Origin of the sequence: Desulfosporosinus fructosivorans, assembly GCF_004766045.1 — a bacterium.
Lineage (GTDB): Bacteria > Bacillota > Desulfitobacteriia > Desulfitobacteriales > Desulfitobacteriaceae > Desulfosporosinus > Desulfosporosinus fructosivorans.
Genome location: NZ_SPQQ01000002.1, coordinates 520,280 through 543,436, shown reverse-complemented (window position 1 = coordinate 543,436; position 23,157 = coordinate 520,280). Strand labels below are relative to the sequence as shown.

General features: G+C 40.7%; 19 protein-coding genes and 1 pseudogene. 15 read left to right on the top strand and 5 right to left on the bottom strand.

Features of this window, described 5'->3' with window-relative positions; genetic code table 11:
* The first annotated feature begins 1 nt into the window (after position 1).
* The 11 genes from E4K67_RS06705 to E4K67_RS06655 all read left to right on the top strand — a co-directional run bounded on the left by E4K67_RS06705 (position 2) and on the right by E4K67_RS06655 (position 12,426).
* Positions 2-994: an ABC transporter permease gene (locus E4K67_RS06705; RefSeq protein WP_135545639.1), complete on the top strand. Its 993-nt coding sequence runs from the start codon at positions 2-4 to the stop codon at positions 992-994.
* A gap of 129 nt (positions 995-1,123) precedes the next feature.
* Positions 1,124-2,107, top strand: coding sequence for a sugar ABC transporter substrate-binding protein (locus E4K67_RS06700; RefSeq protein WP_135545638.1), 984 nt, complete (start codon positions 1,124-1,126; stop codon positions 2,105-2,107).
* Between the two features lie 115 nt (positions 2,108-2,222).
* Entirely contained in the window at positions 2,223-3,263 is a 1,041-nt protein-coding gene (locus tag E4K67_RS06695; RefSeq protein WP_135545637.1) for an NAD(P)-dependent alcohol dehydrogenase, read from the top strand.
* Positions 3,264-3,312: 49 nt separating this feature from the next.
* Positions 3,313-4,842, top strand: coding sequence for a xylulokinase (xylB, locus tag E4K67_RS06690; protein ID WP_135545636.1), 1,530 nt, complete (start codon positions 3,313-3,315; stop codon positions 4,840-4,842).
* 428 nt (positions 4,843-5,270) lie between these two features.
* The gene (locus tag E4K67_RS06685) at positions 5,271-6,827 is read left to right on the top strand and encodes an ABC transporter substrate-binding protein (protein WP_135545635.1); all 1,557 of its coding nucleotides are present in this window, start codon (positions 5,271-5,273) and stop codon (positions 6,825-6,827) included.
* 13 nt (positions 6,828-6,840) lie between these two features.
* Positions 6,841-7,851: an ABC transporter permease gene (locus E4K67_RS06680; RefSeq protein WP_135545634.1), complete on the top strand. Its 1,011-nt coding sequence runs from the start codon at positions 6,841-6,843 to the stop codon at positions 7,849-7,851.
* A gap of 7 nt (positions 7,852-7,858) precedes the next feature.
* A complete protein-coding gene (locus E4K67_RS06675) occupies positions 7,859-8,698 on the top strand; it encodes an ABC transporter permease subunit (protein WP_199242478.1) in 840 nt (279 codons plus the stop codon).
* A gap of 10 nt (positions 8,699-8,708) precedes the next feature.
* On the top strand, positions 8,709-9,683 hold the full coding sequence (locus E4K67_RS06670; protein ID WP_135545633.1) for an ABC transporter ATP-binding protein: 975 nt from the start codon (positions 8,709-8,711) through the stop codon (positions 9,681-9,683).
* Entirely contained in the window at positions 9,676-10,707 is a 1,032-nt protein-coding gene (locus tag E4K67_RS06665; protein ID WP_135545632.1) for an ABC transporter ATP-binding protein, read from the top strand. The genes E4K67_RS06670 and E4K67_RS06665 overlap by 8 nt, the downstream gene beginning before the upstream one ends.
* Positions 10,708-10,914: 207 nt before the next feature.
* Entirely contained in the window at positions 10,915-11,832 is a 918-nt protein-coding gene (locus E4K67_RS06660) for an aminopeptidase (RefSeq protein WP_158408408.1), read from the top strand.
* A 6-nt stretch (positions 11,833-11,838) separates the two neighbouring features.
* The gene (locus E4K67_RS06655) at positions 11,839-12,426 is read left to right on the top strand and encodes a helix-turn-helix domain-containing protein (protein WP_243454349.1); all 588 of its coding nucleotides are present in this window, start codon (positions 11,839-11,841) and stop codon (positions 12,424-12,426) included.
* Between the two features lie 298 nt (positions 12,427-12,724).
* Here the strand turns inward: E4K67_RS06655 and E4K67_RS06650 are convergent.
* Positions 12,725-13,298 (bottom strand): annotated as a pseudogene (locus E4K67_RS06650) (xanthine phosphoribosyltransferase).
* 547 nt (positions 13,299-13,845) lie between these two features.
* Between E4K67_RS06650 and E4K67_RS06645 the strand changes: the two are divergent.
* Positions 13,846-15,291 (top strand): DEAD/DEAH box helicase, encoded by a 1,446-nt coding sequence (locus tag E4K67_RS06645; protein WP_135545629.1) that lies wholly within the window; start codon positions 13,846-13,848, stop codon positions 15,289-15,291.
* An 85-nt stretch (positions 15,292-15,376) separates the two neighbouring features.
* Positions 15,377-15,667 (top strand): hypothetical protein, encoded by a 291-nt coding sequence (locus tag E4K67_RS06640; protein ID WP_135545628.1) that lies wholly within the window; start codon positions 15,377-15,379, stop codon positions 15,665-15,667.
* 33 nt (positions 15,668-15,700) lie between these two features.
* On the opposite strand, the gene E4K67_RS06635 is transcribed toward E4K67_RS06640, so the two are convergent.
* Together E4K67_RS06635 and E4K67_RS06630 are read right to left on the bottom strand one after the other, a co-directional pair.
* Positions 15,701-16,096 carry a MerR family transcriptional regulator gene (locus tag E4K67_RS06635; protein WP_135545627.1) on the bottom strand — a complete coding sequence of 132 codons (396 nt, stop codon included), beginning with the start codon at positions 16,094-16,096 and terminating at the stop codon, positions 15,701-15,703.
* Between the two features lie 237 nt (positions 16,097-16,333).
* Positions 16,334-17,440 carry a DUF362 domain-containing protein gene (locus E4K67_RS06630; RefSeq protein WP_135545626.1) on the bottom strand — a complete coding sequence of 369 codons (1,107 nt, stop codon included), beginning with the start codon at positions 17,438-17,440 and terminating at the stop codon, positions 16,334-16,336.
* Between the two features lie 496 nt (positions 17,441-17,936).
* Here E4K67_RS06630 and E4K67_RS06625 point away from each other — a divergent pair, with 496 nt between their 5' ends.
* Positions 17,937-19,235, top strand: coding sequence for a pyridoxal-phosphate dependent enzyme (locus E4K67_RS06625; RefSeq protein WP_135545625.1), 1,299 nt, complete (start codon positions 17,937-17,939; stop codon positions 19,233-19,235).
* A gap of 325 nt (positions 19,236-19,560) precedes the next feature.
* Positions 19,561-20,823, top strand: coding sequence for a beta-N-acetylhexosaminidase (nagZ, locus tag E4K67_RS06620; protein WP_135545624.1), 1,263 nt, complete (start codon positions 19,561-19,563; stop codon positions 20,821-20,823).
* Positions 20,824-20,907: 84 nt separating this feature from the next.
* Here nagZ and E4K67_RS06615 read toward each other — a convergent pair whose 3' ends face one another.
* Complete coding sequence (locus tag E4K67_RS06615; protein ID WP_135545623.1) at positions 20,908-21,777, bottom strand: TIGR03915 family putative DNA repair protein; 870 nt, start codon at positions 21,775-21,777, stop codon at positions 20,908-20,910.
* Entirely contained in the window at positions 21,756-23,057 is a 1,302-nt protein-coding gene (locus E4K67_RS06610) for a putative DNA modification/repair radical SAM protein (protein ID WP_135545913.1), read from the bottom strand. Before E4K67_RS06610 ends, E4K67_RS06615 begins: the two co-directional genes overlap by 22 nt.
* Positions 23,058-23,157 lie beyond the last annotated feature (100 nt).

Below are 23,157 nucleotides of genomic sequence, written 5' to 3'. Positions count from 1 at the left end.
AATGAAGATAAGAAATGATTTTTGGCATACTGTAAAAAAGAAATATAGCATTTATTTGATTTTGATAGGATTATTTATTGTTTGTTCGCTGTCAAATCCTAACTTTCTCTCGGTCAATAACTTGACGAACATTTCAAGGCAGTTGTCAGTCACTACTATTTTGGCACTGGGCGCGACGATGCTTATCATCAGTGGGATGCTGGACTTGTCATCGGGGTCTGTCCTGGCACTTGCGGGAGTATTTGCTGTATCTGCTTATAAAGCGACTGGGTCTCTGTTAATAGCAATCACTGTAGGTATTGTGACTGGAATCATATGTAATGTAATCAATGCCTTGATGATTAGTACTTTCAAAGCTCCGCCTTTTATTGCTACACTGGCAATGCTTACAGTAGCTCGTGGTGTAGCGCTCCTATTCACAAAAGGACAGAATATCCTGCAGTTGGGGAATTTTGTTGAGTTAGGACAGGGATCAATCGGGGTGATTCCAATTCCTATTATTTTCCTAATAGCCATTGCAATTCTGACGTGGTATTTGTTGAATCATACCCGGTTTGGGCGTGCTCTATATGCTGTTGGGGGCAATGAGGAAGCGTCTATTGCCTCAGGGATCAACGTTAACAAGGTTAAATATACTGCCTTTATCATCAATGGTATTTTTGTAGGGATTGCTGGTGTTCTATTTATGTCTCGTGTCAATGCCGGTCTTCCCAATGGTGCTATCAATTATGAATTTACGGCTTTAACAGCAGCTATTATTGGTGGAACGAGCTTCTCTGGCGGTGTTGGCACTGTGGGAGGTACTCTTGCTGGTGCGTTCATTGTAGGGTTTTTGGACAATATTATGAACCTAAACAATGTGGATTCCTATATGCAGCAAATAGTTCGAGGTACAATTATCGCACTTGCGGTAATCTACGATATTCGATCAAGGAACCGCAGAGCAAACAGCATGTTAGGCAGAATCGAAGAAAAGGGAACCGAGAAAAAATAAAACATCAGATAAGGCTTATTAATGAAGTGAAAAATTTAAATCTGTTAATGAAGTCTTTTTCCCTACTACATTAAAAGCCTTGCTGTTAAGAAATAGAAACTACAACTAGAGAGAAGGATGGATAAAAGAATGAAGAAAAAAGTGTTAAAAGTTGTTTCAATGTTACTAGTAATAGGTTTATTAGCTGGATGTTCAACAAGTAAGCCAACAACACCTGCTCAGAGTGACACGGCTAAAACATACAAGGTTGCTTATATCGCACGAGCCCAATCCGATTCTTTTGCGGCTTGGTTGGCCAATTCAGTGAAAGAGGAAGCAAAGAAGTATTCAAACATTACGCTTGAAGTTTTCGACGGACAAGCGAACGATGATAAAGAAAACTCCATGATCGAGAATGCCATTACTAACAAATTTGACCTGGTAATCGTACAACCAAATAGTGGGGAATCTCAAAGGCCTTATGTAGAAAAGGTTGTTAAAGCAGGTATCTTTGCTATCACAACTAACGCACGTATTTCTGGTATTGAAGGTGCATCTTCAGTAGATGCTCAACCATATGAGCAAGCAGCGGTTAATGCGCGGGCAGCTTTAACACAAATTCCACAGAATGCCAAAGTAGTTGTTTTAAAAGGACCTTCCGGTAACTTCCATGCCGACGAAAGACGTGCGAGCTGGCAGAAAGAGTTCTTTGACAAACGCCCTGATGTTAAAATTGTTGGAGAGCAAATTGCTAACTGGAACAAAGATGAAGCTATGAAGTATATGGAAGACTGGGTTCAAGCTAATGATAAAATTGACGCTGTTATTGCCATGAATGATAACATGGCTGCCGGAGCACTTGAAGTCGTAAAGGGCAATTCGAAATATTCCCAAATGCTTGCTTATGGTGTCGACGGAACTGCAGAAGCGTTACTCCTCATCAAAGAAGGTAGAATGACTTCTACCTGTTTACAAAATGCTAATGAACTTGCTGAAAAAATGCTAGATGCAAGTAATAAGCTCTTAACTGGTGCAGAAAAGAAGATTGATACAGATATCGGTAATCCACTTGTTACCAAGGAAAATGTTGATCAGTACATTGAAATCCTAAAAAAATCTGGAACAATTAAATAATACATCGGCTCTCTGTAATAGCAGGACATTCTCCCGCAGGGATGAATGTCCTGTGGTGCAAGCGCCCAATGCAGAGCTTGCACTTTTTTAACTTACTTATGAGGAGGGGTACTCAATGAAAAATAGAGCAGCATACATGACTGGTCTCAACAAAATGGAAATAAGGGAAATTGAAGTCCCTGTGCCGAAAGAAAAAGAAGTCCTGGTAAAACTTGAGTATGTAGGAATTTGCGGTTCTGACGTACATTATTTAGAGCATGGGAAAATTGGAGATTTTATTGTCAATGGTGATTTCATACTTGGTCATGAATGTGCAGGAACGATCGTTGCCATTGGAGCAAAGGTAGAAACCCTTAAGGTTGGAGATAAAGTTGCCTTAGAACCGGGGATTACTTGTGGTCAATGTGAGTTTTGTAAGACGGGCAGATACAATCTTTGTCCAGATGTCGAATTTTTAGCGACGCCACCCTATCAGGGTTGCTTAATGAACTACATTGCATTTCCAGAGAATATGGCCTTTAAGCTACCAGATATGATCTCCACTAAAGAAGGCGCGCTCGTTGAACCATTAGCAGTTGGTATGCATGCCGCAAAGCAGGGCAATGTTAAGTTGGGAGATTCAGTGGTGATCCTCGGTTCAGGTACGATTGGCCTAGTAACGCTTCTGGCGTGTAAGGCGTTTGGTGCAACTGATATTACAGTTGTCGATGTTATTCCCAAAAGACTTGAATATGCTAAAAAATTAGGAGCTACGACGGTCATAAATGCAACTGAAGTGGATGTTTTAGCTGAAATTGATAAACTGACGAACAAAAAAGGCGTAGATATTGTCATAGAGACTGCAGGATCTGCCACAACAATTGCTCAAACCCCCTATCTGATAAAAAATGGCGGGTGTATAGTCCTGGTTGGCATGGCACCGCAGGATATAATCGAATATAACTTTGCCAAAATTTTGGCTAAAGAAGCAGAAATTAAATCTGTATTTCGTTACAGAAATATCTATCCTCAAGCAATACAAGCAATTTCCAAGGGCGTTATTGATATATCGGGGATTATCACTCATGAGTTTGCTTTTGATGACGTTGCCAAAGCCTTTGACTTCGTAATTAACCATAAACAAGAGGTTGTAAAAGCAGTTATTAAAATCGATTAAATTTCGATTACACTAATTTTAGTGGCTTGCATATGAGGAGGGGTGCGCGATGCAATATCTACTTGGCGTTGATTTAGGAACTTCGGGTACAAAAACTGTGTTATTTGATTTTGGAGGAAACGCAATTTGTTCAAAAACTATTGAGTACCCAATGTATCAGCCAGCTAATGGTTGGGCAGAGCAAGACCCTTCCGATTGGTGGAATGCCACGTGTGATGGTATTAAATACGTTATTACTAAGAGTGGAATTGACTCATCAGAAATTGCTGGGGTAGGCCTTTCAGGACAAATGCATGGGCTTGTAATGCTTGACAAAAATGGAATGTCATTAAGAAATTCGATCATTTGGTGCGATCAGAGGACAGCAAATGAATGCCAGCAGATGAATAATATAGTGGGTGAAAAGAGACTCATTGAAATTACTGCTAATCCTGCACTTACAGGTTTTACTGCTTCGAAAATACTTTGGATTCAGAACAATGAACCTGAAATATATGAGAAATGTGCCCATATTTTGCTGCCTAAAGATTACCTTCGATATATGTTAACGGGTGAATTTGCTACAGATGTGTCAGATGCATCGGGTATGCAGCTGATGGACATACCTAAACGTTGTTGGTCTGATGAAATACTATCCAAGTTTAATATCGACAAATCTCTGCTGGGGAAGATCTACGAATCTCCAGAAGTTACTGGTAAAATCCACAGAAGAGCAGCTGAGTTGACGGGACTTTGTGAGGGCACGATCGTTGTAGGCGGCGCAGCCGACAACTCTGCTGCAGCGATTGGTACAGGGGTTGTAAGAGCTGGTAATGCTTTTACTACTATAGGTACGTCCGGTGTAGTCTATGCAATTTCGGATGACGTTTCCATTGACATTAAGGGAAGAGTGCATACACTATGTAGTGCTGTGCCAGGAAAATGGACGCTAATGAGCTGTACCTTAGGTGCTGGCTTATCGTTAAAGTGGTTAAGAGATACTTGTTGCAGTGAGGAAATGATCGAGGCGGAAAAACTTGGCGTTGACCCCTATGTTGTAATGGATCGGTTTGCAGAACAAGTAATGCCCGGAGCGGGCGGACTTGTTTATCTACCTTACTTGATGGGTGAACGTTCTCCTCATCCAGATCCCTATTGTAGAGGGGTATTCTTCGGACTGTCAGCAACGCATAATCGGGCTAACATGATTCGTGCAGTTATGGAGGGCGTTGCCTTTTCCCAGAGGGAATGTGTCGATGTCTTTAAGGAAATGAAGGTAAACGTCGATGATATGATAGCTTGCGGTGGTGGTGGAAGAAGCCCTGTTTGGAGACAGATGCTTTCAGATATGTACGGTTGCTCTGTTAGCACGATCAAAGCGGATGAAGGGCCTGCTTTAGGTGTAGCAATACTAGCAGGAGTTGGAGCAGGGATCTATGATTCTGTTGAAGCTGCCTGTGACAATATAGTTAGTAAGAAAAGTATCCATCATCCAAATCCTTCTACACGAAAGGTGTATGAAGACTATTATGAGCTCTATAAGAAATTGTACATTGATTTACAGGGGTCTTATAGGTATTTAGCTAAACTGCAAAAGTAGAAGAAGAGATAATATTACAAAGCAGACAGTAAATAGAGTCTCATTTCAGGTGAATGGGGTCTATTTACGCGTTAGGGATGACTCAAATGAGTATCTTGTATACATTCGTGGTTTCTATTGACACTCATACAAGTCGCGAATACAATAAAGTCAACTAATTCTAGCAATTGAAAGAGCAATGTGGCTCAGGAATTAAACTTTACAGTTTTTTTCTTGGGCCTATTTTTTTGAAGTGATTAACTTTGAGACGGAAGGACTCAGACTATTTAAGTTTGAGTACTTTCTTCACTCTCATTAAATAAAGTTTAACTGTATTAACTTTTGAGTGGTTTTTATTTAGGTAGTGAATAAAGGGGGTGGGCAGCTTTATCTTTGTATCAACTTAAGGAAACCTATAACAAGATTAATTAGAATGAGGAGGAAAGTAAATGAAAAAAGTATGGGTTCTAATTGTTAGTATCCTAATGCTGGTTAGTTTAGTTGGCTGTGCAAAATCAGCTAATGTACCTCAAGAGTCTTCAACACAGGATAAAAGTTTGGTAGTAGCGACGGCCGCCGATTTGGGCACGATTGATCCGGCTGTAGCCATGGACAATTCAGCTTGGAAAATTAGTTATCCGGCTTATGAGCGCCTTGTTAACTTTAAAGGGAGTAGTACTGAAGTCGAGCCTGGTTTAGCGAAGTCATGGACTATTTCTACGGACGGATTAACTTGGACGTTTATTATAGGGGATAACCTTAAATTTGCAGATGGGGCTCCTTTAGATGCTACTGCCATTAAATATTCCTTTGACAGGTTAATGAAAATAAAGAAAGGACCCTCTGAAGCCTTTCCTAGTTTAGAAAGAGTGACAGTCGTTGATCCACAGACCGTTGTATTTAAACTAAAGACCGTCTTTCCAGCCTTTCTTTCTACCTTAGCAACAAATGGTGGAGGTATAGTAAACCCTACTGTTATGAAGCAAGAGAAAGACGGTGACATGGGACAAAACTGGTTAGCGAATCACACTGCCGGCAGTGGCCCCTATGTTTTGTCAGAGTGGATTCCCGAACAGTCTCTTAAGTTAACTGCCAATCCCAATAACTCAGGTGACAAACCAAAGCTAAATACGATTAGTATAAAAATTATTAAAGATCCATCTTCCCAGCGCATGGCCTTGGAAAAAGGGGATGTTGATATTGCGGAGAATATTCCAGTGGATCAGCTTAAAGAGTTAAAGAAAAATCCAGATTTAGTTGTCTTTGATACTCCGAGTCTGATGGTCGATTATATGTACTTAAATACACAAAAACCTGCCCTTAATAACCCCAAAGTCCGTCAAGCGATTTCTTATGCTGTAGACTATCAAGGGATCATCTCAAGTGTTTGGCAGGGTAATGCCACTCAAATGCGTGGTCCGATTCCGCAAGGGCTATGGGGTAATCAGCCAGACTTGTTCCAATATACCAAAAACGTTGAAAAGGCTAAGTCTTTATTACAGGAAGCCGGTGTTAAAGACTTGACACTTAATTTTATGTATTCCGATAACAAAGCTTGGTGGGAGCAAGAAGCCCAAATCATTCAAAATAATCTTACGGAGATCGGAATTAAAGTGAATTTGCAAAAAATCGCTTATGCAGCTCAACGCGAAAAAATCGATAAAGGCGATTTCGATCTGACGTTGGGTGTCTGGAGTCCTGATTATGCAGATCCTTATATGTTTATGAATTATTGGTTTGACTCTGAGAATTCTGGCTTAGCTGGTAATCGCGCGTTCTACAAAAATGACAAAGTAGATCAACTCGTTCGTCAAGCAGCCAGTGTCAATGATCAAGCTCAGAGAACGGACCTATATAAACAGGCTCAGGAGCTGATTATGCAGGATGCGCCTTATGTCTTCCTAGTGCAGAAAAACTATCAATTACCTATGCGGAAATCCGTGCAGGGTTTTGTCTTTAACCCTATGCTTCAGGATATGTATAATTTCCAAAACATGAACAAGTAAATGGGGTAATAGAATGAATGGCCTTAAATCAGTAGCCAAACGGATGAGCCAACTTCTGATTGTTCTTTTAGGAGTTACGCTGGTAACTTTTCTCGTTTCGCATGTTGTGCCGGGTGATCCGGCACGCATGCTGCTTGGACAACGAGCAGATGCCCAAACTTTGGAAAACATGCGACATGTTATGGGTCTTGATAAACCAGTTTGGCTCCAATACTTTGACTATTTAGGAGGTTTATTACACGGGGATTTGGGAATTTCTATCCGAACGCAGCGGCCTGTTTTTTGCGAACTGTTAACGTACTTTCCCGCTACGATTGAATTAACGATGTTTGCTATGGGATTTGCAGTGATCAGTGGAGTCGGTCTTGGCTTATTATCAGCAGCCTACCGAGATACTCTGATTGATCATGGAACCCGAATTCTGGCAATCTTAGGGGTATCTACACCGCTGTTTTGGCTGGGGCTGATGGTCTTGCTGTTGTTTTATAAGCATTTGGGCTGGTTGCCTGGGTCGGGTAGACTTGACTCTTTTATCAATCCGCCTACCCAAATAACTGGGCTTTACGTGGTTGACAGTGTCTTGACAGGAGACTGGGTTGCCCTTAAAAGTAGTATATTACATTTAATTTTACCAACCATTTGTTTAGGGTATATTCAACTAGCTACGATCGCTCGCTTGGTAAGGGCCAGTATGATTGAGGTGCTTGAGCAAGACTACATTAAGACGGCGCTTTCGAATGGGATTCCGCGTTACCGAATTATTTATCGGCATGCTTTGCGAAATGCTTTGATTCCTACTGTGACCTTGATCGGTTTAACCTTTGGTGAGCTTTTGGGTGGAGCCATTTTAACTGAAACGATTTTCACCTGGCCTGGTATGGGTAAATATGTTGTAGATTCGATTGCCTTTCTTGATTTCCCAGCTATTATGGGTTTCACAATTTTAGTAGCTACCATCTACGTCATAATTAATATGGTAGTTGATCTTTTATATCCTATACTCGATCCGCAGATTAAGGGGTGAACTAACGTTGGATCAGATTAGATATCTCAGATATTTTACAAAGCGTTACCCCCTGACCGTAGTCGGCATAGTCATCATTTTTCTGGTAGTGTTGGTTTCTCTGGCAGCCCCCTTAATTTCACCGCATAACCCATATACGTTGAACTTGATAGATCGTTTGAAACCTCCGGGTGGTCCTTATCTTTTAGGAACGGATGAGCTTGGACGCGACATACTAAGTCGGATAATTTATGGAGCAAGACTTTCTCTGATGGCTGGCGTGGGGATCGTAGGAATTGCAGGGCTTTTTGGTATTCTCATCGGTAGTGTTTCGGGATTATTAGGGGGTAAAATTGATATAGTCATCATGCGTCTTATGGATATCATGTTGGCTTTCCCAAGTTTGGTTTTGGCTCTAGCCTTATCTGCTGCTCTAGGACCTAATTTTCGCAATAGTATTCTTGCCATAGCGATTGTAAAAATCCCTGTTTATGTTCGTTTGGTCCGTGGACAGGCTCTGTCTATAAAAGAGAGGCAATTTGTAAAAGCAGCTCATACTTTTGGAGCACCTAAAGCTTGGATCATTAGTCGTCATATTATACCAAACTGTTTAGCGCCTGTTGTTGTACAGGCAACCTTAGGTATTGGGGAAGCTATCCTGATTGCTGCGACGCTATCCTTCATCGGCTTAGGGGCTCAACCTCCTGCAGCCGAGTGGGGTGCAATGGTGAGTATGGGTAGAACCTACTTGCTTGATCAATGGTGGTATGCCTCTTTTCCGGGCATAGCCATATTTATTACGGTTATAGGGTTTAATTTATTTGGAGATGGGGTTCGAGACATGCTTGATCCACGTTTCCATAATTAGGGGGAAAGTCATGGAACCTCTTCTGAAAATTAGTGATCTGCATGTAGGCTTTCTCAGTTATGCTGGAGTGGCCCGAGTCCTAAATGGGATTGAGTTGGAGCTTTTTCCTGGAGAATTTTTAGGGTTAGTGGGGGAGTCAGGCTCAGGAAAATCTCTGACGGCCAACGCCGTGCTTGGATTACTGCCCGCAAGGAGCGCTGTGATCTCTAAGGGCTCAATTAGGTTCGAAGGAAAAGAATTAATTGGGAGTTCGGAGAAAGAGTTCCAGAGCCTGAGGGGCAAAAAGATTTCCATGGTTTTTCAGGAGCCCATGAATGCCTTAAATCCCTCTTTTAAAATCGGTATACAAATGGTGGAAATTCTTAAATTGCATAGAGGATTAACGAATAAGGAAGCTAAGGCGGAAGCTGTTCGTTGGTTATCAAGGGTTCATATCCAGAATCCAGAAAGGGTTATCAAAGAGTATCCCTTTGAATTAAGCGGCGGGATGAGGCAAAGAGTACTTTTAGCCATGGCACTTAGTTGTGGCTCGAAACTTCTTCTAGCAGATGAGCCTACGACCGCTCTCGATGTTACCATCCAAGCTCAGATTTTGAGGCTTATGAAAGAAACAGCTGATCAACTTGGAACCTCGGTACTTCTAATAACCCACGACTTAGCTGTGGTGGCACAAACATGTCAGCGAGTTGCGGTGATGTACAGTGGGAATATTGTGGAGAGTGGTCCAGTGACCAAAGTTTTACACAAACCGCGACATCCTTATACGAAGGCTCTGCTGAAGGCTCTACCTAATCCAGATGACTCTGAAACAGATTTGCAATCTATCCCGGGAAGTGTACCCAACTTATTAACTCCCCCATCCGGTTGTCGTTTCCACCCACGGTGTGTTTTAGCTGAAAAGCGGTGTAGGGAGATTCGGCCGCCGTTGACCAGCGTTTCTGAGAATCATTATGTGGCCTGCTGGAGGGAGGGAGATCATGCTTAAGCCACTTCTTTCCTTACAAAGGGTGGGAAAAGAGTTTCCTGCTCGCGGATATGGAAAAGGGTTATCTTATAAAGCAGTCAACGAAGTATCCTTGGATATCTATCCCGGTGAGACGGTAGGCTTAGTTGGTGAATCTGGCTGTGGAAAAAGCACCTTAGGATATTTGGTGCTTAATCTCTTAGATTTATCAAGTGGGGAGATCCTGTTTGAGGGGCAAAATTTAACAGATATCAACAAAGCCCAGCGGCGTGATTTGAAGACACAAATTCAAATTGTATTTCAAGATCCACAATCTTCGCTGAACCCGAGATTTAAAATCGAACAGATCGTCGAGGAACCTTTACTCCTGAACGGTTGGCGGGACAAACAAAAGAGAAAGAATCGGGTTAGGCAACTTCTTGATAAAGTAGGATTAGGGGAAGAATACTTGGGCAGGTTCCCACATGAACTGAGTGGAGGTCAACGACAGCGTGTGGCTATTGCCCGGGCGATCTCTTTGAATCCAAAACTTATCGTCTTAGATGAACCGACCTCAGCCTTAGATGTGTCAGTACAGGCCCAGATCCTCAATTTGCTTAAAGAATTGCAAAGAGATTTAAATCTGGCGTATTTATTCATCTCACACAATTTGGCAGTTGTGAGGCATTTAAGCAATAAAGTCGCGGTTATGTATTTTGGTAGAATTATAGAGTTGGCAGACACAAATGAGTTATTTAATAACCCTCTCCATCCTTATACTAAAGTTCTTCTGCAATCCATACCCAATATCAATCCAGAAAAGCCCCTTCTCGTTGAATTAGAGGGCGAAATACCGACTCCACTTAAGTTTCCCTTAGGATGTAGTTTCCATTCTCGCTGCAGCAATGCTAATGATCTGTGTCGAGAAGTAGGTCCAGAATTACAACTTGTTAACGAGGGTCACTGGATTTCTTGCAGTGTCGTGAGTCGAGAAGAAGAGAAGAGAAGAGAAGAGAGTGAACTTGTTCAACTAAATTTGAACATCGAGACTTCGGTGGGAGTCTAACCTCCTTCGCCGCCAAGAGTTCCTATTGGGAAAGGCGGCTTTGGCGAAACCCTATTCTCCACCGGAATTTATTCTTTTTTGGATAGCGGCGATAGTCTCCACTGGAGACTATCGCACTGGAGGGTTTCGTCACCGATGCAGAGTACGGAGTACTACTCCCACTTGTAGAAGTGGGAGCCTCACGATTGGATAAAGGGGATGTATAGGTTGCCAAAAGTTGGACAACGTATCTTAGAATCACTAGCTAAAAATCAACCCATAGAGAATTTGTTGTTCCTAACCGATAACCTATCTTTTGGATACAAACTTAAAGAAATACTTAACATCAGGAGTCCGATTCTGTCTGTTCCTATGAATGTTTCAGTTCTAGACTTAGCCTCATCGCCAGAGGTGTATCGAGCTACCCATATCATTGAATTATATAGTCCGACTCTAGAAAATTCAATTTACTTAAAGGAACTGCGACAAGAGTTATTTAAGCAGGGAAAACTGGTTCTGGCGCTTTGGAATTGGGATGAACGGTACTTGGAAGATGATTTTTGGGGAGATTTGGAGTATCAGGCAATTTCTGTTGCGACCGACTCCTTAATGAAGAAACTATCTTCAGTTAAAAAAGTGAAGATTACTTCGGAATTGGGAACGGATATTAGTTTTTCCATCGAAGGAAGGACCTGGCTGATAGCTGACGGGTATTGTGAGCAAGGTAAATTAGCTCAACTTCCAGATGGAGAAATTTATACCTGCCCAATCGAAGAAACATTTTCAGGGCAAATTGTTGTGGATGGCACTATATCACGACTTTGGCTACCACGCGAACCGTTGAAGTTAGAGTTTGAGGCTGGGGCCTTGATTGCTGGAAGTCCTGACTTTATGAACTGGATTAACCTTTACGCCGGTGGGGTTCGTAATATTGGTGAATTTGCTATTGGGATGAACCCAACCATCAATAAACCATACAGCAATATTTCAACCGATGAAAAAGAAGGTGGCAGTGTCCATTTTGCTATTGGGGATAGTTACAGTCTGGGATTAACAAAGTCCGTCTATCATGTTGATTTTGTCATTCGAAAACCAAAAATACATTTGGATGATCACATTTTGCAGCACTATCTTCCGGGAGTATAGAGAAATATGAATAATGATTTATCAATGTTGCCTGAGGGAATTCCCCTCAAAGATATAGGAAGGAAAATCCGCAATTATCGTCATGAAAAAGAGCTGACAGTTGAGGCTTTGGCAAGCCAATGTAACTTAAGCCCCAGTTTGATTAGTCAGGTAGAGCGTGGACTTTCCACTCCTTCCTTAGATTCACTTTGGAAAATTACACACGCTTTAGGAATATCCCTGATTGAATTATTTGAAGAAAGTTCAAATGAGCGGGTTACTGTGATTCCGCGTGAAGAACAAAAAGTTCTGATCTTGCCTAAATCCAATGTGACCTATCGTCTTCTTTCACCGGTTAATAATCAGACTAAGTTAGAGTTTCTTTCAATTGTCTTGGAGCCGGGGACTTGGACTCATAGAGATTTAGTGGCACACAAAGGGGAAGAATGCGGAGTTGTTGTGCATGGGGAAATGACGGTTGTGGTAGGAACTAAGGAATATCTGTTGAGGGAAGGGGATAGCATTTACTTAGATAGCACAATTCCTCATCGCTTTTTTAATCATGGAGATCAGGTTGCCATAGGAATTTGGGCAATGACCCCAGCTTCTTTTTAGTTATTGTAGGCAACTAAGACATCCTCGGCTATCCAGCTTCATTCGATCGCAAGTAATAGTTAGATTCGGATGTACGGAGAGCGTAATAAAACTTGAGAGATTTTTTCAGGGTGGTGGTGCGCTATCCTCAAAAAAGAGGATTAGACACCTATGAAGTGGTGAATAACCCAAGAAAATATCGGCAATTCTCGAACACGGAGGGGCTGTAACAAACTGGAAACAAGTTTAGTTACAGCCCTTGGACTAGTTGCTGTTATCTGAAAATTTAGGACGTGAGTGAAGATGAGTAGAGGCAGCTTCACTTAAAAATCACTTGACCATCTCTGATTGAGTCAATGATGGCTAACGACTCAAGCTGAATGCCTTTTTCTTGTATGCGTTTTCTGCCCTCTTGAAATGATTTTTCGATGACGATACCCGCTCCGGAAATCTCCGCATTGCTTTGAGATAATAAACTAACCAATCCCATGAGAGCGTTTCCACTCGCTAGAAAATCGTCAATAATCAAGACTTTGTCAGTCGGACTTAGGAAATCTTTGGATATTTTAATTGTATAATCCTTATCTTTGGTATAAGAATAGACCGTTGCTTCGTATACATCTAAATTCATATTGATGCCCGCGTGTTTTTTCGCAAAGACGACGGGTACATTATTAAAGTACTGTGCAGTGATGCTTGCAATGGCAATACCTGAGGTTTCGATGGTTACGATTTTTGTAACTTCTTTATTCGAAAACCTCCGTTTGAATTCCTTACCTATTTCGTTAAATAATGTAATGTCCAATTGGTGATTTAAGAAATTATCCACTTGAATAATTCGATTTTCAATTATTTTTGCTTCCGGTTCGAATCTTATCTCTTAAGAGTTGCATGATTGTAGTACTCCCTTCTTAAAATGAAAACACTCCCAAAACCTTTCAGGAGTGGTATAATAAATTGAAATGTTAATAACAAGGATAACTTGAATATCATAAAAAATCAATTCTTTTGATTTTAAGATTAGAAAAAAAGTTTTTCGATCTAATACAAGAATTAATTCTATTACTTATCGACGCATGACACCTCGACCCAACCAGGGATCTTTAAATTAAAACAGATGGAACGGGTAAAGTTAAACTAGCTAAATTTGAGGATATGGTTTACATTATCAATAGCATTAATGGGTTCATTTATCAAAGCGGTGTTGCGCTGGGAAATCATAACGAAGGGCAGCAATACAGGATAAAGCTTGATGGAACGGATCGAACAAACCTAGCACAATAGTTGCTTGGTTGAGCAGATAAACACCCTCCACGTTGAAGTTTAAAGCGTAGGAGGGTGTTAGACTTACAAAAAATAGGCCTTGAAGGACAAACAGCGCTTGAAAAAACTAAAGCAAAAGTACCGTCAGAAATTGTAAAAATGAAAAGAGATGACTAAATGATCAAGAATAATTTCAACAAGTATTCATTAAGCGCTGAATTATTAAAAGCAATTAGCTTGTTAGAGTTCATCAGTCCTACCGAGGTCCAGAAGCAGGTGATTCCAGCCGTTTTGGAACATAAGGATGTTATTGTAAAGTCCCAAACTGGAAGTGGGAAAACGGCAGCCTTTGCCATTCCTATTTGCGAATTAGTGGATTGGGAACAGAATCAGCCGCAAGTGTTAGTGCTCACCCCAACCAGAGAACTTGCAGCCCAGGTCCGAGAAGATATATTTCATATTGGCAGATTCAAAAGGTTAAAAGTAGCGGCAATTTATGGGAAGTATCCTTTTCATGTTCAGGAAAAGGAACTCAAACAAAAAACCCATGTTGTGGTTGGAACCCCGGGGCGGTTAATCGATCATATCGAGAGAGGGACCTTGGATACATCCAGTATTAACTATCTTGTCATTGATGAAGCAGATGAAATGCTGAATATGGGCTTCATCGAGCAAATCGAATCCATCATTACCAGCTTGCCGCAAGAGTGGGTAACTATTTTATTGTCAGCGACAATGCCCAATGACATCAATGTTTTATGTAGTAAAATCATGAAAGATCCAATCCGCATTGAAATTGAAGAGGAAAATTCAGTGGCAGATCGGATTGTTCAGGAACGATATCAGGTCGATCAAAATGATAAAATGCAGCTTCTGAGAGATCTAACGATTGTCGAGAATCCGGATAGCTGCATGATATTTTGCAATACTAAGCAAACGGTCGATGAGGTTTACGCTGAACTCGTGAAGCTGACCTATTCTTGTGAGAAACTTCATGGCGGCATGGAACAGCGAGAACGATTGAGGGTTATGAATGATTTTAAACTGGGCTTTTTCAGATATCTCTGTGCGACTGATGTTGCGGCGAGGGGGCTGGATATCGAGGACATTACCTTGGTCATCAATTACGATATCCCCCATGACCGAGAAAGCTACGTTCATCGGATCGGAAGAACAGGTCGCGTCAACAAGCTAGGCAAAGCTATTACGTTGGTTAGAAAAAATGAAGATAAGTTTTTACAGGATATCCATGACTACATCGGAAAAGAGATTCTTTTGAAGGGAAGACCCGGAGAAGAAACGGTACATCAGTCGAAGCAAGGTTTTATGGCAAAACTTAATACGCTCTCAGAGATCAAAGCAACAAAAGGCGCTCAGCTGAGTACTGAAATAATGAAGATCCACATCAATGCCGGGAAGAAAACAAAGATGAGACCGGTCGATATTGTCGGTACACTTTGCAGCATTCAAGGTATCACCGCGGCAGATATCGGGATCATCAACATCCTTGACGTATCAACCTTTGTCGAGATATTAAACAATAAAGGTGAGTCGGTGCTGCGAGAACTGCAAGACACTCCGATTAAGGGCCGACTTCGGAAGGTAAGTAAAGCGGACAGGTAAGAAGCCCAACGATGAAAACAACTGAGTATGAACTTGAGGAGTAAGATATACGGGAGAATATATTGTCTGATGAGGAGTTAGTAAGATGGATGATGAACAATTTTTATCTAAATGGAAAATCATACATGAAAAAACAATAGCTAAATATGTGCTATTAGAATCATTAATTTATTTCTTCTGTACGGCACTAGTAACTATTATGATTGTATGGATATACCCCGGTATGAGTATTCATAACCGGATGATTGATGATAATGGAATATATTTCGTTATTGCACTTAACACAATGACGTTTATAATCTTCACGGCGATTAGATTAATGAGTTGGTTTAAGGGAGAAAAAAGATACAGAGAACTTTTAGATAAGGATTCATAATTTTAACTCGAAACTCGAAAGATGCTCCTCATTCTACTTTTCTGCAGATGATTTGTTTCCGTTTACGGGTATATTACAAACTGTCTTATAGAATTCAAGCTTATAATCGATGGTTTTAAGGTTTTCCATTAAATCGTTCATTTGTTTCAGAACCTCTTCACGATGGTCAAGATACATTTGTCTTCGGATTTCCAAGGTCTCATCCCCTTGAAGACACCATTCGATATATTGCTTGATTTGTTTAATTGGCATTCCTGTATTTTTCAAACAACAAATGAGTTTCAGCCAATCAAAGTCATCATCTGAAAATTGTCTGTTTCCAGCATTGTTTCGCTCTACAAATGGCAGCAGACCTTCTTTATCATAATATCGTATCGTGTGTGCGGTAAGATTAAATTTTTCTGCAACTTGGCTGATAGTGTATCTCATAATATTATTCTCCTCTATAACGGCTTTTGGATTGATTTAAACTATTATAACAAGATTCGGCTTAGAGCCAACTCAAAGCCATAGCATAACTATAAACTGCTTGAAATTGAATTTCAAGCAGTTTATAGCTTATGAAGCTCCCGCGGGAGTGGTGTTTGATGACAAACTAATAATAGGCCCAGCGGTATCTAATTCGCTGGCCTATTATTTTTAGTTTAGGTATTAAAATGGGACTTATTAAATTGTAATCAACTTATATTCCTTGCTGCCTAGCCCCAGCTTTACCGCATGGTCGATTGCCACTTTCCAGTCGGTATTTGGGCTGACATCGGTAAAGTGATCATGATGTTCTCGGACGCTTTTTTCAAGAAGACTGCCTGGCATGACAGGCTGAGAGTTTACTGCATCCGCGCAAGCAACATCCAGTGCAACCGGGTCAAAGGAGGCAAACATACCTACATTTGGAACAATCGGTACATCGTTCTCTGAATGACAGTCGCAGAAAGGAGAGACATCAATTACCAAGCTGATGTGGAAGTGGGGGCGTCCATGCAGTACTGCCCAAGTGTATTCTGCTACTTTCTTATTCAAGATTTCATTGGACTCATCCCAAGCGGCTTGGATAGCGCTCGTTGGGCAAATGCCGATACAGCGTCCACAGCCGACACATTTGCTATGATCAATGGAAGCCTTGAGCTCCCTGACAGTAATGGCACTGTGGGCACAGATCTTAGTGCACATGGCACAGCCGACACATTGTTCATGGGAAACGTGGGGCTTTCCGCTGCTGTGCATCTCCATTTTCCCTGCGCGGGAACCGCAACCCATACCTATATTTTTTAGCGCACCGCCAAAACCGGTCAGCTCATGTCCCTTGAAATGATTCAGAGAAATTAATACATCGGCATCCATGATAGCATGACCGATCTTTGCCTCTTTGACATATTCACCGCCCTCAACCGGAACCAAAAGCTCATCCGTACCTTTCAATCCATCGCCAATCAGCACGTGACAACCAGTGGAAAAAGGAGAAAAACCATTCTCATAAGCAGAATTCAGATGGTCAAGTGCATTCTTTCTGCCACCGACATATAAAGTATTGCAATCTGTCAGAAACGGCTTTCCACCCAGCTCCCTCACAATATCCACCACTGTTTTGGCATAATTGGGGCGCAGATAAGCCAAATTACCTGGCTCACCAAAATGAATTTTGATTGCTGCATATTTCTTATCAAAATCGATTTGACTAATTCCTGCTGTTTTGATCAAACGGCTTAACTTCTGCTGCAAGTTTTCTTTCATCGTAGTGTGAAAGTCCGTAAAATACACCTTTGATAGTTCCATACTCAAACAACCTCCAAAAATTAAATAAATGATACCCTATTTACTAAAAAACCTATTTTGCTCTTTAGATAGCATCATATACCTTAGAGCTTACTTTAAGTCAAGTGACCTATCTTGTGAATTTAAGTTGAAAGTTCGTAGCTAGATTTGCGCGTGGGGTTAATCACAATGAATTGATTCATATAAATTTGAACTCTGCAAATTTATGGCGGGCATGAGATAAAATGTGTTATTTTTAAATAATAGTACATGGCAAAAAGCATAGACAGAGCGGGAGAAAGAGAAATTGGATGTAAGATCAAGATTACATGTTTCTGGGAGAGTCATATGTTATAATTTAATTGATTTACCTAAGAATTTTAGTTATTTAGTCAACTAAATTATTGACGTATACCTGAAGACCCTGACTAAGGAGCGAGAATTGTCAATCCTAGTATTAAAAAAGGTACTATGGAAAGAATATTTTTATTAGAAGTTCAGTATTGAAGGAGAGATTATGCGTAAGAGTGGAAGAACCCCGTTATTCAGAGCTAGACGCTTGGAAAAGCTATTTGATATCGGTGAGATATTTTTGAAGCTTGAAGGAGCTAATCCATCCGGGCATATTTATGACCGTGTTACCGAAGTTTTAGTAAAAGATGCGGTTGTTAATGGTTTTCAGCAAATTCTAGTTGATGGTTCTGAATGCTACATACAATCAGTAATGTTCTTTGCAAAGTTATCACAAATCGAGGTCAAGGTTCCTCTATTGAAGCAAGAAAAGTGGAAAATGGCCCGTTTGAACAAAGCTGTATTATTGGATTTACGAGATAATAAAGACACTTCTTCACGTCTGGAATTAAGGGATATAGCAGAACAAAACAATATGTACTTTACATGCGAATGGGATTTAAACACCACTATTAGTCATCTCGTCTTAGAAGAAATGGCGAAAGAGTGTTTAGAGCGTATGAATTTTCAAGTGGATACGATTACGGTACAATTAGGGTATGGTTATACACTTTCAAGCATCTATAGTGGCATAATCAAAAGTTGGATCGATGAAGAATTGTCTCAATTACCTCAATTATTATGTGATTCTAGGTCATCAAGGCAGGATATCCTTAATCAATATGGTAAAAATACACACACTGGTCAAATGGCAGATATCGTAAAGAATGTTATGAAAGTTATTATGGAGACACGTGTTGAAATGATCGACCTTGAAGAAGCTGATCTTAAGCAGGCTGCTAGTATGTTGCGTGAATATGAGAATGTCATCGTTTCAAGAAAAGAAGCTTATGCAATGGCAGCATTAATCAAAAAATCTCAGCTAGAACTTCTTAAACGTGGAAAACACTTGATTATTTTAAACGATGCAAAGAGTGAAATAGAAGTAAATGAAATTAAGAGTTTTAAAGAGAAAAGCAAGGAAGACTTTGTCGAGATGATAGATACTTGGTTATCCCCTTATAATGATTCAGTAGCTGAGACATTAGATGCGATTGAAAAAGCGATGAAAGAAGGCTTTTTGTTAATAGCGAAGCGAAATGGAGAAGAACAAGGTATTTGTATTATTGTAAATATGGGATTTGAACGGTTTCTCCCCACTTATCATCTAGCGTATATTGGTGTTAAGACCGGGAATCAAGGCCGCGGTGTTGCTTCCGAAATGATTAAACGTGCAATTGAAGTGACAGATGGTAAGCTGTCACTTCACGTGGATCTAGATAATAAACGTGCGAAAAAGCTCTATAGTAAAATGGGATTTGAACATGCCTATGACCGTATGATCTTTAAAGGGTCAACTGATTAAAGTTAAACCCAGACTTATGCTCTGCCTTGCCGGAGTTTACTTATATAGGAAAAAGCAGGGGCGTAAGTCAAAATAATTAGTTAAATGATCCAGAACTCTTAAGGTTATGAGGTGATCCGCGGAAACGTGGATCACCTTGTTTTTATGTGTCATGGCTAACACATTCAGTGCTTCTAAAAAAAGAAATCTAGGATAAACTTATATGAATAGTCTTTTTGATAACGAAATTCTTAAATCAATTAATATGTAGCTGTAGCATAGTTAATATTATTTAAGAATTAAGAGGAAGGATTTTCTAAGGAAGCACGGAGGAAGGAAGCGAAATATGCGTAGAAGGAATCTGCTTTTAATAATCGGTGTTGTATTGGTAGCTTTAGGTTATATAGCAACCCTCAATATAGGTAATGAAAATAACTCGCAATCACTAGGAACAACTGGGCCTAATAAACCAATAGGTAATGATACTGATAATAATATTCCTGACCCTATTCAAACTCAAATTAAGGCGATGAGCTTAGAGGAAAAGGTCGGTCAATTAGTTATGGTGGGGGTTAACGGATATGAAAACGATGCTAATTCCAGGCAACTGATAAAAAAATATCAGGTTAGTGGCTTTGTTCTGTTGAAACAGAATGTCAAAAATGCTAACCAGATGCTAGCCCTAATAAATTCGCTGAAAGAGACAAATTCGGTTAACAAAATCCCGTTATTTTTGGCTATTGATGAAGAGGGTGGTAGGGTTTCCCGAATACCGGACGAGTTAATGAAGATTCCAGCAAGTCGACGAATAGGAGACCTTCATAACAGTGGGCTTTCCTATCAACTAGGAAGTATCATTGGAGAAGAGTTACGCTCCTTTGGCCTAAATATGAATTTTGCCCCAGTTTTGGATGTTAACAGTAATCCCAAAAACCAGGTGATCGGGGACCGAGCTTTTGGTGATGAGCCAAGTGTTGTTAGAGACCTTGGAGTTCAAACTATGAAGGGGCTACAGTCTCAGAATATTATATCTGTGGTTAAGCATTTTCCAGGCCATGGAGATACATCAGTTGATTCTCATCTCGGGTTACCTACTGTAAATCACGATATTGCTAGGTTGAAAAGTTTAGAATTTGTCCCTTTTGCGGCAGCTATTGACAATAATGTGGATGCAATCATGATGGCTCATATTTTATTACCGAAGATCGATACTGATAATCCTGCCTCTTTTTCTCTGAAAATCATTTCAGAAATCTTACGAAGAGATCTGAATTTCGCAGGTGTTGTCATAACGGATGATATTACCATGGGGGCAATCGTAAATAATTATAATATTGGAGAAGTTGCCGTAAAATCCATAAAAGCGGGAAGTGATATTGTCTTAATATGCCATGATTACCTTAAGGAAGAGGCAGTTATTAAAGCAATTCAAAAGGCAGCAGAGAGCGGGGAAATTTCTATGGATAGGATAGAGCAAAGTGTTTATAGGGTATTATCTTTAAAACTCAAATATGCACTCTCTGATGGGGTAGTGAGTTCGGTAGATCTGCAGCCAATAAACAATAAGATTAAGGCGCTTTATAGAGATTTTCCTTCCTTAAAAGGATAATCTCAAGTCGTACTTATAAATATTTCAACGTAGGCTACTAATAGCTTGCTCTGGCCGTTTGGAATTATATAGAGTCGCTTGGTCTTATTTGCGTGTTGGATATTGGAACGAGGAATCTATAGGTCTTAGGCAAGTCTGTGGTATTTCAGTGGCAGTTTCCGCCACCTGCCATTGAACTGGCCCTTTAGGTCTCTCCTGTTGATCACTTTCATCTAGTTCGGTCATTTGACCCCAATAGCGTTTCGGCATTAAAGTCCTACGACACCGTGGGTTATTTCGACCTTCAATAGCGATCGTTTTGTAGAATTGCTTCCATAATCGACGGTACTCAATTTCAGTCGCCTCGACTTCTGGTAACGTTAACTCGTCGACAAAGATCAACTCTGCTTTTTGGGAACGATAAATTAAGGCCATACTGTGGGTTTTATCATAAATCATAAACGATTCGTTGCGGAAGCGATCGCAAAAATGCTGTGATAGGAGGGGCAACACAAAGTTTTTAGGTTCTATGACCGCCACAAGGACCTCACCATAAACAGAAAACCGAACAAATCCTTTAAACTTATGGCTTTCTGAAGTTAAGTGGCGTACTGCTTTTTCTAGGGAACAAACCGTATCATCCGTGAGCATCGTCATAACCTTGCTTCCATACTTAAACCCCAAACGCAGGAAATGATAGATTAGTAATTCTTTGTTCGGAGCACACGTTAAAAAGCCTAGCTTAACCAATTCTTGCGCTTGGGACGAGATCTTTAATGGAATGGAGTTGAAGACCCTGTCCGACTTGTGTTCGTCCGCCTCAATCCATTTCGCTGTGTCAAAAAGGCCCTGCTGTACACCTGGAGGTCGAATGACGTTAGGGATTTCCTTCTGTTCGTAGCTTTCAAAAACGCAACACATCAGTCCTACAAAACTACCATCATAAGCATAAATTAGATCTGTCCTGTCAGGCATTGCTGCACATCCTCTCGTTTGATGAAAGGCTCACTGAAAAGTGATAGCTGTTCGGGATAAGGTGACGTAAGCTTATATTGATCGGACATCTGCGCTCTAATTATTTCATCTGATGTTATTTTTAAACCCTCCATGATTTTCCCCTTACAGGTAATAAAATACTGAGCTCGTTTTAGGACAATACCCATCTTTTTAAGCCCGGAAAAATCAACAGGGCTGGTTCTCCTAGCTATTAGAATACGCCTGGCACTGGTCACGCCGATTCCGGGAATTCGTAAAAGCATCTCATAGGGAGCTTTATTTATTTCAAGAGGAAACTTATCTAAATGGTTGAGCGCCCAATTGCATTTAGGATCAACCTGTAAATTGAAATTGGGATTCTGGTCATCAAGTAGCTCTTTTGCTTCAAAGCCGTAAAAACGTAAAAGCCAGTCGGCCTGATATAGCCGATGCTCACGCAAGAGAGGTGGTTTGATATCTATAGAAGGCAGCAGCGAATGTTCAGCCACCGGCATGTAGGCGGAGAAAAAGACTCTTTTAAGATGGTATTTTCTATAAAGCCCTTCCGTTAGGGTTAATATCTTATGATCTGTGTCAGGTGTCGCTCCCACAATAAGCTGAGTGCTTTGACCGGCCGGCACAAATTTAGAGGCATGGCGGAATTTTACAAGGTCAGTCCTGTTTTCTTGGATTGTTGTACTAATCAGTCCCATCGGACGTAGAATGGACTCTTTCGTTTTGTCCGGGGCTAAGAGTTTGAGACTCTCCTGAGATGGTAGCTCAATGTTTATGCTCATCCGGTCGGCCAAAAGACCCAAGCGAGTAATGAGCTCGCTATCTGCTCCAGGTATGGCCTTGACATGAATGTAACCTCCAAAGTGGTATGCGTTACGCAATAACTCAAGAGTTTTAATCATTTGCTCAATTGTATTGTTGGGATTTTTGATCACCCCGGAACTTAGGAATAAACCCTCTATGTAGTTGCGACGATAAAAATTGATCGTAAGTTCTGCTAGTTCAACAGGAGTAAACCCGACTCTTACGATATCGTTTGATACACGATTGATACAGTATTTGCAATCAAAGACGCAAATATTAGTCATCAGCACTTTTAGTAGCGAAATGCAACGCCCATCTGCCGAAAAGCTATGACAAATCCCAGCTTTTGCAGCGCTACCTATAGACCCTTGCTTGCCACTACGATCTACACCACTTGAGGTGCAGGCCACATCATATTTAGCTGAGTCTGACAAGATCGTCAATTTATCATAAATATCTATGCCTAACACCCCTAACTCAGTTTAATAATACTATAATATGAAACGTATGTTCTTGTCAAAGGGAAAAAGAGCAAACATTTGTAAGGTTTATAATCGAGCT

Coding starts and splice junctions, on each gene's coding strand:
- E4K67_RS06630 (WP_135545626.1), bottom strand. CDS start 17,440: ATGGAACTATCAAAGGTGTATTTTACGGACTTTCACACTACGATGAAA.
- E4K67_RS06640 (WP_135545628.1), top strand. CDS start 15,377: ATGGATGATGAACAATTTTTATCTAAATGGAAAATCATACATGAAAAA.
- E4K67_RS06685 (WP_135545635.1), top strand. CDS start 5,271: ATGAAAAAAGTATGGGTTCTAATTGTTAGTATCCTAATGCTGGTTAGT.
- E4K67_RS06705 (WP_135545639.1), top strand. CDS start 2: ATGAAGATAAGAAATGATTTTTGGCATACTGTAAAAAAGAAATATAGC.
- xylB (WP_135545636.1), top strand. CDS start 3,313: ATGCAATATCTACTTGGCGTTGATTTAGGAACTTCGGGTACAAAAACT.
- E4K67_RS06700 (WP_135545638.1), top strand. CDS start 1,124: ATGAAGAAAAAAGTGTTAAAAGTTGTTTCAATGTTACTAGTAATAGGT.
- E4K67_RS06670 (WP_135545633.1), top strand. CDS start 8,709: ATGGAACCTCTTCTGAAAATTAGTGATCTGCATGTAGGCTTTCTCAGT.
- E4K67_RS06625 (WP_135545625.1), top strand. CDS start 17,937: ATGCGTAAGAGTGGAAGAACCCCGTTATTCAGAGCTAGACGCTTGGAA.
- E4K67_RS06695 (WP_135545637.1), top strand. CDS start 2,223: ATGAAAAATAGAGCAGCATACATGACTGGTCTCAACAAAATGGAAATA.
- E4K67_RS06665 (WP_135545632.1), top strand. CDS start 9,676: ATGCTTAAGCCACTTCTTTCCTTACAAAGGGTGGGAAAAGAGTTTCCT.
- E4K67_RS06680 (WP_135545634.1), top strand. CDS start 6,841: ATGAATGGCCTTAAATCAGTAGCCAAACGGATGAGCCAACTTCTGATT.
- E4K67_RS06655 (WP_243454349.1), top strand. CDS start 11,839: ATGAATAATGATTTATCAATGTTGCCTGAGGGAATTCCCCTCAAAGAT.
- nagZ (WP_135545624.1), top strand. CDS start 19,561: ATGCGTAGAAGGAATCTGCTTTTAATAATCGGTGTTGTATTGGTAGCT.
- E4K67_RS06615 (WP_135545623.1), bottom strand. CDS start 21,777: ATGCCTGACAGGACAGATCTAATTTATGCTTATGATGGTAGTTTTGTA.
- E4K67_RS06635 (WP_135545627.1), bottom strand. CDS start 16,096: ATGAGATACACTATCAGCCAAGTTGCAGAAAAATTTAATCTTACCGCA.
- E4K67_RS06645 (WP_135545629.1), top strand. CDS start 13,846: ATGATCAAGAATAATTTCAACAAGTATTCATTAAGCGCTGAATTATTA.